The sequence below is a fragment of the Sediminibacillus halophilus genome (genome assembly GCF_900103695.1).
Taxonomy (GTDB): domain Bacteria; phylum Bacillota; class Bacilli; order Bacillales; family Amphibacillaceae; genus Sediminibacillus; species Sediminibacillus halophilus.
Genome location: NZ_FNHF01000004.1, coordinates 31,427 through 46,875, shown reverse-complemented (window position 1 = coordinate 46,875; position 15,449 = coordinate 31,427). Strand labels below are relative to the sequence as shown.

13 protein-coding genes are annotated in these 15,449 nt (G+C 40.9%); 3 read left to right on the top strand and 10 right to left on the bottom strand.

What is annotated here, in order from left to right:
- Nucleotides 1-5 precede the first annotated feature (5 nt).
- From BLR82_RS14150 to BLR82_RS14125, 6 genes are all read right to left on the bottom strand, one after another.
- Nucleotides 6-851, bottom strand: a complete 846-nt coding sequence (locus BLR82_RS14150) for an SPL family radical SAM protein (protein ID WP_074600372.1) — start codon at nucleotides 849-851, stop codon at nucleotides 6-8.
- Between the two features lie 115 nt (nucleotides 852-966).
- Nucleotides 967-2,406: a HAMP domain-containing sensor histidine kinase gene (locus BLR82_RS14145; RefSeq protein WP_074600136.1), complete on the bottom strand. Its 1,440-nt coding sequence runs from the start codon at nucleotides 2,404-2,406 to the stop codon at nucleotides 967-969.
- Complete coding sequence (locus BLR82_RS14140; RefSeq protein ID WP_074600135.1) at nucleotides 2,390-3,070, bottom strand: response regulator transcription factor; 681 nt, start codon at nucleotides 3,068-3,070, stop codon at nucleotides 2,390-2,392. Before BLR82_RS14140 ends, BLR82_RS14145 begins: the two co-directional genes overlap by 17 nt.
- Nucleotides 3,071-3,291: 221 nt before the next feature.
- Nucleotides 3,292-5,379, bottom strand: coding sequence for a carbohydrate-binding domain-containing protein (locus tag BLR82_RS14135; RefSeq protein WP_074600134.1), 2,088 nt, complete (start codon nucleotides 5,377-5,379; stop codon nucleotides 3,292-3,294).
- Nucleotides 5,380-5,395: 16 nt separating this feature from the next.
- Nucleotides 5,396-6,097 carry a DUF4956 domain-containing protein gene (locus BLR82_RS14130; RefSeq protein WP_074600133.1) on the bottom strand — a complete coding sequence of 234 codons (702 nt, stop codon included), beginning with the start codon at nucleotides 6,095-6,097 and terminating at the stop codon, nucleotides 5,396-5,398.
- Nucleotides 6,098-6,115: 18 nt separating this feature from the next.
- Nucleotides 6,116-6,796 carry a polyphosphate polymerase domain-containing protein gene (locus tag BLR82_RS14125; RefSeq protein ID WP_074600132.1) on the bottom strand — a complete coding sequence of 227 codons (681 nt, stop codon included), beginning with the start codon at nucleotides 6,794-6,796 and terminating at the stop codon, nucleotides 6,116-6,118.
- Nucleotides 6,797-7,194: 398 nt separating this feature from the next.
- Here BLR82_RS14125 and BLR82_RS14120 point away from each other — a divergent pair, with 398 nt between their 5' ends.
- Both BLR82_RS14120 and BLR82_RS14115 read left to right on the top strand, forming a co-directional pair.
- On the top strand, nucleotides 7,195-7,857 hold the full coding sequence (locus BLR82_RS14120; RefSeq protein ID WP_074600131.1) for an ABC transporter ATP-binding protein: 663 nt from the start codon (nucleotides 7,195-7,197) through the stop codon (nucleotides 7,855-7,857).
- A gap of 59 nt (nucleotides 7,858-7,916) precedes the next feature.
- A complete protein-coding gene (locus BLR82_RS14115) occupies nucleotides 7,917-10,535 on the top strand; it encodes an FtsX-like permease family protein (RefSeq protein WP_074600130.1) in 2,619 nt (872 codons plus the stop codon).
- Nucleotides 10,536-10,621: 86 nt separating this feature from the next.
- On the opposite strand, the gene BLR82_RS14110 is transcribed toward BLR82_RS14115, so the two are convergent.
- The 4 genes from BLR82_RS14110 to BLR82_RS14095 form a co-directional block, all read right to left on the bottom strand.
- Entirely contained in the window at nucleotides 10,622-10,903 is a 282-nt protein-coding gene (locus tag BLR82_RS14110) for a hypothetical protein (protein ID WP_074600129.1), read from the bottom strand.
- Nucleotides 10,904-10,915: 12 nt separating this feature from the next.
- A complete protein-coding gene (locus BLR82_RS14105; protein ID WP_074600128.1) occupies nucleotides 10,916-11,317 on the bottom strand; it encodes an SHOCT-like domain-containing protein in 402 nt (133 codons plus the stop codon).
- A 12-nt stretch (nucleotides 11,318-11,329) separates the two neighbouring features.
- Nucleotides 11,330-11,695: a DUF2089 domain-containing protein gene (locus BLR82_RS14100; RefSeq protein WP_074600127.1), complete on the bottom strand. Its 366-nt coding sequence runs from the start codon at nucleotides 11,693-11,695 to the stop codon at nucleotides 11,330-11,332.
- A gap of 743 nt (nucleotides 11,696-12,438) precedes the next feature.
- Nucleotides 12,439-13,161, bottom strand: a complete 723-nt coding sequence (locus BLR82_RS14095) for a nucleotidyltransferase domain-containing protein (protein ID WP_245693827.1) — start codon at nucleotides 13,159-13,161, stop codon at nucleotides 12,439-12,441.
- A gap of 389 nt (nucleotides 13,162-13,550) precedes the next feature.
- On the opposite strand from BLR82_RS14095, the gene hpaB reads away from it, so the two are divergent.
- Entirely contained in the window at nucleotides 13,551-15,005 is a 1,455-nt protein-coding gene (hpaB, locus tag BLR82_RS14090) for a 4-hydroxyphenylacetate 3-monooxygenase, oxygenase component (RefSeq protein ID WP_074600125.1), read from the top strand.
- Nucleotides 15,006-15,449: the final 444 nt, after the last annotated feature.

The window sequence follows — 15,449 nt, the reverse complement described above, 5'->3', positions numbered from 1 at the left end:
TTGAACTACTTATTCCATAATTCCGGAAATACCTCTTCTCTTGAAACTCTTACCATGTGACCAGGAAAGTACTTTTTAAAATACCTCTCCACTCTTACATGGATATCCTTTTGATACCATTTTTCCAGCCCATTTTCTTTAAATAACCTGGGCATCCCTAGCCTAGCCGATCGTTTTCCCATCATTCCATCTCCGATATTCAATGTATCAATCCAAATGCTGTCTGTAATATTTTCCAGCGCCTTCGGAAAGTCAGGCGTAAATGGCAAAACCGGTGATATGGCAGCTTGGGTGAGGATACCAGCTTCGTGGACTTCTCTCAACGTTTTTAACCGCAATTTAATCCCTGGAGCGTAAGGGGCAAATAACTTCTTTATATCTTCTCTGTCTGTTTCAATTGTCATGGAAACAAGCACTTTACATTTCTCTTGTAACTGTATAAGCAAATCTATATCCCGTGTGATAAGGGGGCCTCGTGTTTGGATTTGTAAAAAATCAGGGGGATTCTCAACCATTTCCTCCAGCAGGCCCCTTGTTATCTCCGCCTTCCGTTCTATCGGCTGATATGGGTCTGTCGCAGAAGACATGAAGAGATTCACCGGGGAACGTTTCTTGCGAAGTTTTTTTATTTCATGACGGTATTTCTCGACTGCATTTACTTTAATATCCACCCATTCTCCCCATGTACTATCTCTGAACGTTTGGATAGGCATTTCTCTAACGTAACAGTATAAACAAGAGAATCCACATCCGCTGTATGGATTCAAGGAATGCGTAAATCCAACATTCAAGTATCCTTTTGCTTCCGTTAAAATTTTTTTCGTATGCGTTTCATTCAACTGCGTATTCATACGCCATCCTGTCCACCAACCTTCCATTTTTACAAAAGCGTCCCATTGCCCCTCTCATTCTCCTGCTCTTAGCTGTAAAGTCTCAACCGCATAGATCCCTCTATCATGTACCGAGCTATTCATCAGTAGTTTTTTGTTCGGAAAGCGGTAACTCAAATCGAAAAGTAGTCCCGGAAGGGCTGCTTTCGACAAGCATGAGATCACCATTTAACACGTTCGCAATCATTTTGCTGAAAGGCAGTCCCAGTCCTAAACCGCCAACTTTGTACTTTTTGTTTTCTCCCCGGTAAAACCGTTCAAATATATACGATTGTTCCTGCTCCGGAATTCCCTCGCCGGTATCATTCACATCGATCATTACCTTATTCTGGCTAGTATGGAGTTTTACTGAAATTGTTCCTTTATCCTCTATTGCCTGGGAAGCATTGTTTAAAAGATTGGTCATGATTTGCTGAACACGCAACGGATCCACGTCTACGGTTTGATCTTGTTCGAGTAACGAAACCTCCATTTGTACGCCTTCTTGCATGTTGGTCTTTTTCCAAACGTTGAGGGTATCTATTATCAATTCATTGATTAAATAGGTATCCATTGTCACCGGCACGGCGTTTGCTGCAAATTTATTAAAAGCCAGCAGGTCTTCTACCATTGTTTTCATTTTTTCAGATTCTCTAATCGAAAGCTGTAAAAATTCTTTTGCTTCTTCCTTGTCGACAACACCTTCATCGATTGCTTGCAACAGTCCGCTTATCGAGGTGACAGGTGTTTTTAATTCATGAGAAACCCCTGCCAACAGCTCCGTCCGGAGTGCTTCCAGATGCTCTAACTTTTGCGACATTTGCTGGAAAGAAGTTATTAACTCATGAACCTCTTCCTCTCTTGTATTTGTGGAAAAACGCACATCGTAATTCCCCTCTTCTATTTGTTTGGCAGCTGCTGCAACTTCTTTAATTGGTTTGGACAATCGGCCCGTTATAAAATAAATGGCAAGCCAACCCAAAATAAGCAAGCTCCCAATCACAATCAACAATTGGCCATATTCCTGGCGGACTTTTGTCAGCTCGGCCTTTGATTCCACATAGAGCACCAAGCCAAGTGTCGCATCTTCCGTTTCAATCGGTTTCTTCACGACATATAATTCGGCTTGTTCCCCGTTTTCAGAATTGATGGTTTGAATGGTATCTTTTTTTTCCAGTATAGATGAATGGATTTCCTGGCCGTTTGATTGTGGGGGTAAGTTACTACTAATAATCGTACCCTCTGGGTCGGTTACATAAATGATGGGATTGCTTTCTCTATTCATAAATCTGCCTCTATCTGTTATGACGCGATGTATCTCAAATTCCGGCGGCAGCGTATCATCGCTCATATTTTCAATTCGGTCGGCTGTTTCTTCTGCCATAAATTCCATCATATTCAGACGGTTTTCCAGGGTGGTGTGGCGAATCCACAGCGCTGAAATCACTGTGATAACCGCAAGACCGACCACAAGTGTAATTAGGTATCGAGTTGTCCAATACCGTTGCAGTGATACTTTTTTATTTTTCTTGAACACGGAATTGATACCCCACCCCTCTGAGCGTTTTTATTTCTCCTTCTTCACAGGACCAATCCTTCAATGATTTTCTTAACCGTTTGATCGATAAGTCGACAGCACGGTCGCTGCCTTCATAATCCCAGCCCCATACTTGCTCGATCAACTGTTCTCTTGTAAAGGTTTTGTTCGGGTGCTCGGACAAGAATAACAGCAATGCTAAATCACGTGGTGTTAATTCGATTTCCTTTTGATGGAGGAGGACCCGGTGTGCCTCGTGATCAATATGCAGGGCACCGAACTTTTTCAATTGGTTATCATCGGTGCGGAATCTGCGCAATACGGCATTCACTCTGGCGATCACTTCATCCCCGATAAACGGTTTTGTAATATAATCGTCTGCTCCTCCGTTCAGACCGTCCAACCGGTAATTTACATCGCCTAGAGCGGTCAACATGATAACGGGGCATGTACTTGTTTCTCTTATTTCCTTTAGTATTTGCCAACCATCTGTTCCCGGGAGCATAATATCTAATAATACTAAATCTGGATTCCATACTTGAAAAGCTGGAATGGCTTGGTTTCCTTCCATTACCACTTTTGTTTCGAAACTGGCCTTTTGTAAATAAACATTCAGCACTTTGCTAATGGCGACTTCATCTTCTATGATCAGCACTTTGCTCATTCTTTTCAACTCCCAAGGTTATTTTATCATAGAAAGTAAGCTTTACTTCCCTGGTTTTATTGCAGACAATTGCAAAGGATAATACCGCTGTTTGATGAGTGCTTGTCTACCATTCATATTAATATGAATCAGAAATGAAGAATCGAACGAGTTCGACTATTTAAGGGTCGAATCATCGTTCGATTTTTCTTTGGACCTCTGATTTTTGCCCTGCTTGCTCTTTACTGGGATGGGGGCTGGGGCATTTCGCTTCCATCCTGCCCTTGTTGGCCTTGTCCGCGTCCGCCGCCGAACATGCCGCTCGGTTGTTCGGTTTCGCCTGATTCATCCAAATAGACCATCGTACTTGTCAACGAAAACTCCAGTACTTTTGTACCGCCTTCCATTGTGGGACCTTGGAAAATTCCATCCGTTTCATCGCCAGACAGTTCACCACCTGTATAGAGCGTATAGGATTCACCCTGCCGTAAATCTGGCGAACTAATGACAATTGATTGAAACTCTTTTTCGGGTGCAACCGCAGCTACGATGTTTCCATTACTATCCTCGACAGAAACAGTAGTACCAGCTTCGAGCATTTCAGGAAAAGTCATCAGGAACGAGGTTTGTTCCGAATCGTCGGAAACGCCTTGAGCCATCCCGCTGCTCCCCGTAGCAATCAATGTTCCACCTTTGATATCAAAGGATTGATCGTAATCCAGGGCTCCGTTACCATCGTTCGTCGGACCGTACACGAGTACCGTGCCGCCTGTCATTTCGGCGGAAGTATTGGAGTCAAGACCATCACCATTTGCATCGACATAGATGTAGCCACCTTCTATCAACAATTTCCCTTGATCTTGATCTGCCTCTTCTTCCGTACTATCCTCTTCACTCTCCGGTTGGTTTTCCCCAAACCCTTGCATACCCATCTGATCTGTTCCACCATTTACATTGAAACCATCGTCTTCTGCAGTTAAATGAATCGTTCCATCTGAAACCGTTATTGATTCTGCTTCAATTCCTTCATAACTTTTATCGACTTGGATAGAACCATTTGTGATAGTGATCTCCTCATCTGCATGAACCGCATCGTCTCCGGTGGCCAACGTCATATCTCCATCGGCTACGGTCAATTCCTTATTGCTGTGCAGTGCATCATCACTCGCATCGATTGTAATGATGCCACCTGCTATTTCCAGACTGTTTTCTGCTTTAATCCCTTTCATACTTGGTGTATCGTCTTCCGCAGTTTCTGTATTAACTTGTGCTTGTTCCCCTTCCACCGCCTGTTCAGGAGGCTGTCTGTCTTCAAAATCGCCGCTATCACCTTCTGCCGGGGGTTCCATTCCTTCCGCACCGTCCGGCCGTTCCGTCGGCATGTTATCGTCTGAAAACTCTTGGCCATCAGGTATTGTTCCCTGGCCTCCGAAGCCCCCTCCGAATTCAGTTGTAGCCTCGATCGTTTCCGGACTTCCTCCTCCGGCCGTAATGTCATACTCTCCATCCAATATGGTGACCGTGTTTTCTGACTGCACACCATCACCGCCAGCATTTATGGTTAAGGAGCCGCTTTCCAATACGACGTTTGCTTTATCTTCATCTGTATCATTGGAGGATTTCACTCCGTCGCCGCCTGCCTCGATTGTAATCAGTGCTTCGTTCATCGCAAACAAATCACGTCCCACAATGCCATCGTCTTCCGCTTTAATGTCTATGTTTGTTTCGATGATTTTCAAGTCGTCATTGCCTGTAATGCCATCATTATAATTGCCATTCACGGTTAGATCGCCTGATCCGTTTATCGTCAGATCATCCTTGCTATAGATGGCCGCTTTCGGTTCATCTGTGTCCTCTTCATACACATATTCAGCCGGATCTTTCAGGGTGTTGCTTGACCCCTCTTCTACTGAAATGACGGTTTTATCCGCCTGTTTGACAAAAATAGTGGCCGTTGATGCTGATTCTAATGAAACGCCATTCAAAATCAGACGAACGGTCCCTTCATCCTCTGCGTCAACAAGTACCTGACTGTCTGTTGCACTTCCTTCCAAGACATAAGTGCCAGAGGTATGGATTTCTACTGTATTGTCATTGACAATGACACCATTGTTGCCATCTTCCACGTCAACCGACTGGTCATCGAAGGTGATGTTTGTGGCATCTTGCTCATCCCATTCGGTGTAGGTATCTTCTGTATCATAGTTGACTGTTGATTGTGCCGACTCTGTCAATGTTTTATTGTCATTTTTGTTGCTGCAGCCGGCTATCATGATTGCTGTTCCTATAAAAAAGGGAAGGAGAAACCTTACCTTGATGGATTTTTTCATGTGATTCCCTCCTGGATTACGCAGTGAAATTCCCGTCATAGCTCAGCATCACTGCCGAACGGACACCATCGATTTGGGAAACAGTCGAAGTCACTTGCGCATCGTTTTCTTTCACACGTACTTCATACGTTACTTCCACCTCATCGTCTTGCATCATAGATTTTGATTTCAGCACATACTTCTTCACCTTGTTACCGATAACTTGTTCCACTTTCTCTCCAACTGCATCCTTATCAAATTTCACCACTAATAAATATGGATTTTCGACTTTGATTTTGTTCGAGAATAAGGCGATCACTACGCCGATCAATCCAGAACCTACCGCCGCTAATAAAACGAAACCTGCTCCGCTTAAAATTCCTGCAATCACTGACCAGAACAAGAAAACCAAATCCATCGGGTCTTTTATCGGGGTACGGAAACGCACGATCGATAAGGCACCGACCATTCCAAGTGACAAGAGAACATTTTGGCTTATCCCCATAATCACAAGCGCTGTTGCCATGGTCATAATCACAAGCGATATATTGAAGGAGTGGGAATAAATTACGCCTTTAAAGGTTTTCTTGTAAACACCGTAAATAAACAAACCGATCAAAAACGCCACACCGAGTCCTAGTAAGGAATCTATAATGGAAAACGATGCAGTATTTTCTATAAAACTGGATTTAAATATATCTGAAAAATTGGTTGTGGTTGTAGTTGTTGTATATAGCACTTTTTTCTCTCCTCTTCTTTATCCATACATTCTGCTTAATTGGTATTTGGAATATGCTTCCTGCCGTGTATCTGACAGTTGAAGCAAATGCTTGATCACATCTGGCAAATATTCATCATACTTCACTTCCAGAATCACGATATCCGGATTTAATACGTCCACCATCGGTAAATCCCGGGCAAACATGTTCGTATTGTGCATGCTTGTCTGTACTTTCAAATCGAACGTGATCCTAACATTCCCAAACGGATAGATATAGGGTTCCCGGATATAATCAACGACCGTCCTTGGTCTTAGCTGATAATGGTACATTTCAAAAAACAAGTCTCTTATCAAAGGACGATCATCCTCTACCATCCAAGCAATCTCTGATTTTCTGATATTCTCGAATTCATGTCTTGTAATCTGGCATTTGGATTTAAAGGTAAGATTATTCCGCTTGCTTTTTCTTTCTAGATTAATGACATGATCACACTTCCCATATATCCTCACCCGATACTTATCCCGGTTTAAATAACCTTCCTTTTTCTCCTGCAGCACTTTGTTATCAAAATTGTCAAAGTAAGTAGAGCGAATCATATATTTTCCATCTGACGCTGCATGTGGATCGATCCTCATAAAATGAGCAAGTTTTTTTCTCAGCACTTGATATTCCGCCAGCGAGATGGCGTGTTTTAATTCTTGTCTTCCCAATGACACCTTGCCTTCCTCCTTCCTGGTACATTTGTTATGTTAAAGCAGAAAAGTGTCAGCAAGATGTCAAGTAAAGTTTTTGTTTGGTTTTTATGTAGAGAAGGTTATTCGTTATTACAAGAGAGGGATCAACAGGGAAAGCGAATGGACAGTGTATGCCGATACGGTTAAACAACCAGGAAGAGAGTTAGGGCAGAACTTGCCCTGTCCCTTTATTCACTTGATTACAGAAGGGGATTAATTGTATATAAATTAGTCCTTAATCATAGGAAATCGACGTCCAGTCGTGCTTTTTACTGTACCCCCCAATTAACTGGAAATAAATCTAGAAAATTACAGTCTAATAGAGTACTATTAACTGTGAAGATGTCGAAAAATTGAATTTAAGGTAAAGGGGGATTTCCATGACCATCGAATTGCATAATGTTTCTGTCACCTTTGATGGAGTCGAAAAGGTGGAAGCCATCAAAAATATCTCCTTAACGATTGACCACAAGGAATGCCTGGCCATATTGGGACCGTCCGGTTCCGGTAAAACAACCTTGTTAAATGTGATTGGCGGGATGCTTCCGCTTACTAATGGCGAGATTTTTGTTGACGGTCAAGCTATTCACCGACTGACAGCTAGCGAACTTCAAACGTTTCGAAGGACGAAAATTGGCTATATTTTTCAAGACTATCGATTATTTGACCAATTTACCGTACTAGAAAACGTCATGCTGCCCCAATGGCCCTATGATTCCAAAAAAACGAATGAAGAAAAAGCACGCGGACTGTTAGAGGACCTGCAAATAAGTCATCGTGAAAAGGCTTTTCCTTCTTTGCTGTCTGGTGGTGAGAAGCAACGGGTTGCCATTGCCAGGGCCATGCTCCATCAACCGGATATTTTACTATGTGATGAACCAACAGGTAATTTAGATGCTGATAACCGCAACAATGTCATGGAAATTATCGAGGAAATTAGAAAACAAGGCATAACTATTATAATAGTCACACATGATCAAGAGGTTGCTAAGCGAGGTACCAGAGAACTATTTATACGGGATGGCGAACTTGCTTCCGGGTAAAACAGAGAGGACAAAACTCCTAGCTTATCATTTCTCCATTAAATAAGAGGAGGGTTTTTTTGGACCGTTTAACTTTCATTCAACTAAGCCGAAATAAATGGAAGCATTTTCTCTTCTTTCTTGCACTATTACTTATTTTCATAACCGTTCCGCTGGCCTTGCATTCTCTTCAACGAGCACACCAACAAGTGGAATCGGATATTACCTACTATGCTCGGGGGACTTACGATTTGCTTGTTCGTCCTATGGAGACAGAACATCCTTTGGAAGAAAAACTGGGAATGGTTCCAGAAAACTATATAGGTTTTGGCAATGGCGGCATTTCTATCAACACTTGGGAAACGATCAAGAGCCGTGAAGATATTGAAATTGCGGCCCCTGTTGCTTCACTTGGCTACTTTACCGGTGTGAACTCAACCCTCGCCATCTCTCCTCCGCAAGCAAATTATATGCGATACATAACGGAATTTGCAACGACGGATGGAGTCAATCGTTATCCGATTGAACCGGAATATATGTGCGCTTTGTTAAAGTACGAAACAGATCAATTCACATATGAAAGCATCATTAATAACGATGATTTACGTAATGACTGTGTTGAAATTCCTGCTTTCCCTCTTCCAGCTACCTACCATTTAGTTGTCGGCATTGATCCTACCGAGGAGGAAAAGTTAACAAACACTTCCTTTTCCAGCATTGCATCAGACTCTACATTAACCGGCAGCGGCTCCTTATATACCGCTGATTATCCAAATGCCAAACTCCTTCCTATCGTCGAAGTTATAGATAAGGAAGCATCACTATCAACAAGCTTATCCATCGGTACACTCGATTTATCGCCTGATGATATTGTTCAATTTAGGGATCAATTGGGGCTGAAAGACCCTGATGAGGCCGAAGATCCGACTTTACCAACCCATTTTTATCAAAAAAAGCAAACGAAGCAATACAAGCAGTTAGTAAAAACCCTACGCACACTCGATACAGCCGACAGCGAAGACTATACCCTGGATTTATCTTCAGTGGTCAATGCCTTTGATCAAAATGAACACGGTATCTATCTAACAGAGGACGGGGATTTGGACACGATTGAAAATCATCCCGAACTGTTTCAACAAGGATATTTTATTAATCAGAGTATGAGTGCATCCAGTGCTTATTATCAAGCGAGTCAGACGCCGTACGAATTATCCGACGGGCGATTATCTGTTCCCATATTGGATGTTAAAGATGGTGTTCCTATCTATCGGGAAATTAAAAAGCAAGGAAACACGATGAAAGAGGTATTTGACAATGATTCATTAAGCCCCGAAGACATTGCATTCATTCCCGATCCAGTTGACACAGTAGAAATGGGAGAAAAAGAAGCGCAACTAGCTGCAAGCCCTTTGGGGATTTATCAGTTTGAGCCAGCAAGATATATCGGAAAAGAGAAAAACGAATCCATTGAATTAGAACCGACCATGACACCTGGAAGTTTTGTCACTCCTTCAGCGAAGGGACTGACCAATATGGAAGCGGCAGTTACCGTAAAGGGGGATGAACCGATTGATGCTATTCGAGTAAAGGTTGCTGGTATCGATCAATACACAGAGGAAGCAGCAACTAAAATTGAAAAAATCGCAGACGAGCTTCGACATATGGACTTGAATGTGACGATTGTAGCCGGCGCCTCCCCACAAAACGTAGAGGTTGATGTAGAAGGTATTGGCCTTGTGGAGGAATCTTGGACAACACTTGGCGCGGCAGGAACGATTGTTGGGGAGTGGAGTATCTCGAACCTTGTCTTGGCCATCCTATTTGTACTCGTTGGAGGCACCTATATTTTTAATCGATTTATTTTCTGGAGGATTACCAAAGAAAAGGACACCCTGTTATTATCTCAGCTTGGGTGGACTAATCATCATATCCAAGCACTTTGGAATAAAGAGGTTTTTTATGTTTTAAGCGGGTCAGCAATACTGGCTATCCCACTGTTAATGGTCCTGTCCCGATTAGGCGGTTTGGATTCGACCCTCTATGTTTACCAGCTTATAACCGTGTTAATCGCAGGCACCTTTGTTTGGTTCTTTATTCGGAAAGCCATACCAAAGCTTACCAATCCTTTCCTATCTAAGAACAATCCGAAGAAAAGCAAGCGTAATAAGCGAAGATCTTTAGTTAATAGAAATATACACTATTATTGGCGCTATATCGTCTCAGCATTTACCCAACTAGCAATCGTCAGTACGTTAGCCACTTTTGTCTATCTGGCCATTAATGAAACAGTCAGCCAAACCAATACAACGGTGCTTGGCGAATATATTAACGTTCAGGTTAATCATTGGCACCTTATCCTGGTGGTTTCTGCTTACATTCTAGCTTTTATTACCCTGATTGAAGCGTTAATGTCTCTATTTAAAATACGAAAAAAAGAAATCAAACAATTTTTATTGATCGGCTGGCGTAAAAAAGATATTTTTCAACTCTACATGAAAGAAATCTTTTTGTGGACTGGTTGCGCCTTACTCATGGGAAACTTAATAAGCATCTTGTTGTTTATGATTTTCTATTCCTTAAACTGGACTGTTTTTCTCGTTGCCACTCTATCTTTTTTAGGTTTATACCTGTTCATTGTTCTACTTGCCATGGCAATCGTCTGGCGGTATATCAGCAAACCGTTTGCCAGTGCGGCTTAAGCAGGAAGGGCTGATGTGTCCTTCCTGCGTTTACCTTAGAATAGTCCGTAATACAAAAGTTCAGCGGGGCAAAAATTATTATGGTTTTATAATCTTACAATCACTTCCGTACCATCTTCGGCTTTCACATTAACCAACTCTAGGCCTTTATTCTTTTTCAGTTCTTTAATAATACGCTTGAGTTCTGTTTTATCTATGGAAGGAATGGTAAAGGATATATTTTTCTTTTCCAGATGAGGTTTAGACCATTTGTTTGCATACCGAATCAACAGTTTGGAGGTGAAAATGGCTACACCTACATTTAAGAGGACATAAGGGACAGGTATCATGAATTTAGCTTCATCTGTTTTCACCTTTACATGCAACATGCTCTGCCCCCTCTATTCAATAAATATGGAAACAGTATCACCGTTTGCGGATTTCACATCGACAATTTGGCCGTCTAGTTCATTTTCGATTGCTTCTAAGATAAGGTCAATATTAATATCTTTTACATATTCTTCAGACTGGGGAATTTTTGAAGCGATGCTATGACCTGCTGATAAAACGACCTTTACCAGCTTAATGGGAAGGTTTACATTTACGTTGTCATTTTCAGTAGAGACGACACGTATCTTTAGTGTTTTATCCATGTAACTAGAAGTTTTTTGAGAAGTTTCGCTCGATCCAACAGAAGCACTTTGTTCCTTTTCTTTTAATACTTGGATTAATTCAGAACCCTTTTCCGTGTCAATCTGACCTTCTTGTACCATTGTTAAAACTTTTTCGATTTCATTTTTCATTTCACATTCCTCCTATTCATCTTTTAACATTTTGATCGCTTCATCTGCGGTTATTTCTCCGCGTTCAAGCATCATAACAACCTTTTTCTCGTCTACTTGATTCTTCTTTTTTCGTTCATACCCTAGTGCAGATGCAATGTCATTCAATTTGCCTCGAACGGTTGGGTATGAAATTCCAAGTTCTTTTTCAACCTCTTTAATATTGCCTCTACATACAAGAAAGACTTCCACAAAATGAAGCTGCTCTTTCGTTAATGAAGATAACTTGAATAACTCGAATTCGTTCTCGATGGTCGTCTGGCAATGTGAGCAATGAAGTTTCGTAACCGTGAGTTTTTGTGAACATACAGGACAATTGGTGAGTAGTGGATGAGGCATATTAGATTCCTTTCTCTTTGTTTAATTTGATTATATACAACAAAATAAATATTGTAAACAATAATAATTAATTATATTTATTTTAAATTTAACTTTATTTATAACTATATTAATTTATTTAATTTCCTGTTTTTTGTGATTTGATGATTTTATGGATTCTTCCCCATTGAAATTTCCAGCCTTTTATGTCTGAATTTTTAACAAGTGATGTCTTTTCATCGATACAAATCCAAGTGAGAACAAAAACGCCTATTAAGCGTCCTCCCTTATTGTATGGCTTTATGAATTATTTAAGAGGCACTACCCTTAAGTTCGCTTACGAGAAATAAAAGGAGATATCCTTTGAATAAAGAAGATTAAATTCGAATGGTTAAGCGGGAGGCAAAAATTTAATAAGCCTATGTATAAACAAAAAAAGCCTCCGACAAAGTTAAAACCCTGTACAGAGGAATAAAAAGTTTGTAGTTCTTTATCGTTATAACTATTGTAGTTACAATTGATGAAGGGAATATATTAAACCGCCATTAGTAGTAGCACTATCAAAAGCGCAGTGTCAACCGTTAATAGATAAATGGGCCACGACGAAAACGAGTGCGAGGATCAAAAACACGACCTCGGTAACCGTAACGAGGGCCAACGCCGAAACCACCTATGAAGAATGGCATAAAAAATTCCTCCTTTATAAATGATATGGTAGGTTATGCCACAAAGGCGCTCGGGGACAGAGAAATATATGGAGAAATCTAAAAAAAGTATCCTTTATAACCAGCGAATAATTGTCCCCCATACTTATCAAGTGTAGATTGAATGAATGAAATCAGTTCTGTTTTATCATTTGTCTTTACGTAGTCCTTAGTATATTTAGCTAGTTTATCAGACAGATCTTTATCATATGATTTAAGGTTTCTAGCAACCCACTTTCCTTCACCATACCAATTGCCATCCACCCTTAAAATCAATTCCGTTAACGTATTGATTAACTTATTTAAAATAAAGAAACTTTCTTCAAAGTCTTCCGAACATCTAAAGTCTGACAAAAAATCTGTGATTTGATACCTTGCCGCATCTATTTTGTCCTCATCCCAAAGCTTTGGACCTTGGTCATATAGCATTTTCGCCTCTCTTTGCACTTCCTTTCCATCCCCATGTTTATCTTCTATAAGTACACCCTCGGCACACATTTTAATGATGGTGGGCATCCCTTTATATCTAGCTGTTTGAAATTCCAACTCCAGCGATAAAGCCGTATAAATAAATGCTTCGATTTTCCACCCTAGAAAGTGATAACATTCAAGTCTTGGTGTTTCTGTTTCATCAATGATAATTATGTCAATATCAGACTCTGTTGTTACATTTCCATAAACTGCACTTCCACCTAACAAAGCTACATCTGACTCAGGAAAGTGTGAAACGATAAACTGTTGAGCTATCCGCTTGATCGACTCTCTCATATAAACACCACCCATACCAGGATATTCACCTAAATGATTGGTGTTCTAAAAGGCATTATCCATCTATAAAATCCTGAATCATTTTCGCTATAGATTTTTGCCATCCCTTCCATTTGCCTTGTATGCGACAAGTAACTTTGTCTCCCTTTTTAACTTTCCAATGTTTTTCAGCATATTATGTTGAGTGAGATCGATTATGTATATTTGACTCATAAATGGAAAAGGATTCTGGCTTTACCCAACTGATTGATATATGGACTGGTACGCGCTGGACAATTTCACGGTTTCCATGAAAGGTTTGTCGCCTCTTATCCAGTCCTTACTTTGTACTTAAAAACAAAGGACCCTTGCGCAAGTTAAAACCACAGGTCCTTATAAAAGTAATTGGATATGGGAGTGTTATTATGGGAGCTATCAATGGGGCAGAATTTCTTAACCGCATAAATTCGCTGAAAACTGAAATTTGGCTAGATGGAAAAAAGATTCAGGGGAAAATCTCTGAACACCCCGCATTCAAAGGAATCCTTCAGACAAAGGCTTCTCTATATGATATGCAGCATGATCCTGCATTGAAAGACGAGATGACTTTCCTTTCACCAAAAACGGGGGCTCCTGTCGGGCTTTCCTTCTTGCAGCCTAAAACGAACGAAGATTTAATCAAAAGACGAAAAGTAAGTGAGCAATGGGCTAGAAAAACAAGGGGATTTATGGGAAGAAGTCCTGATTATCTCAATTCCGCTGTGATGAGCTTCGCTTCTTCTTCTCCTCTATTAAGAGGAAAAGTCAATTGCTTTCCAGAGAATATCCGATCCTTACATGAAATGGCTATGGAAAAAGACCTTTCGTTCACCCATACATTTGTCACCCCTCAAGTAAATCGTTCCAATACCTATTCTGAATCCTCTGAAGAAGAACCCATTGTCGCCCGGGTGATTGATCGAAACGAAGAAGGAATAATTATTAAAGGCGCACGCCTTTTAGCTACTCAAGGTGGATTGACAGACGAAGTGCTAGTTACTAGTACTCCTAATTTTTTGCTGGATGAAAATGAAGCTTTTGCCTTCTCCATTCCATCAGATACTAAAGGCTTAAAATTTATTTGCAGAGAGTCATTTGTTGGTCGGGAGTCACTTTTCAATCACCCATTAAGCTCTCGATTCGAAGAAATGGATACCATCCTTGTTTTCGACAATGTATTAGTACCGTGGAATCGAGTATTTTATTATGACAATGGAGTTGCAGCCGCTGAATTCTCATTCCAAAATTCTTTTCATGCTTTTACAGCCCATCAATCCTTGATCAGACGAATTGTCAAAACCGAATTCATTTTAGGTCTGGCAGAGCTTCTCGTACAAACAATCAACGTGAGCGAGTATCAACATATCCAAGATAAGCTGTCAGAAATCATCATTGGTCTTGAAACAATGAAAGCTCTTTTGGAGAAAGCTGAAAAAGATGCAGCTTTGGATAAGTGGGGGACAATGCGTCCAAGTGTTGTTCCACTGGAGGTGGCCAATAACATCTTCCCCAAAATTTATCCCCGCTTCACTGAAATTATTCAGTTAATTGGGGCCAGCGGACTAGTCGGGTTGCCTACGGAAAACGCCTTTCATTCCTCGATCAGGTCTGATATCGATCAGTATCTCCAAGCCGCAACCAAGAACGCAGAGGACCGAGTGAAAATATTCCGGTTGGCCTGGGACCTGACCATGAGTCCGTTCGGAACGAGACAAACTCAATTTGAAAGGTACTTTTTTGGAGACCCGATCCGGTTATCAAGCCGCCTGTACAAGGCCTATCCACTTACTGACTATGTGAAGGAAGTTGGGGGTTTTTTAGACTTGGAAACGCATGAATAATAATGAATTTGATTATCAGCTAAGAAATACTCATAATTGGCACCTGTATAAGCTGTGGATTTCTCACTCTAAGCCACATGATATACCAATATCAGCGCTCCAGGGTTATCCTGGAAATTCCGTTTCATGGTATTAAAGATTCTGTTATAAGGTCACGTGCTCTTTCATGTTTCCACTGATTTGAAAGAGTAAACTTTGTCGTAATTATCGCGTTAGGTTATACACGATTTACATTGGGCCTCTTGCTTTCTGACATAACTTATCCTCTTCTCTTTTTAGCACAAAAAGAATCATTGTATGAAAAAAGCCAACAAACCTGTTTAAATTGTTTGTTGGCTTCATTAAACCGTTCCCTCTTAAATAATAGGGGCGTAATGTCCAGTTCCTGCATCGAACGGAATAAACAGTCCGGATGCAAATCAAGCAAATGGGCGGATTCCTTAT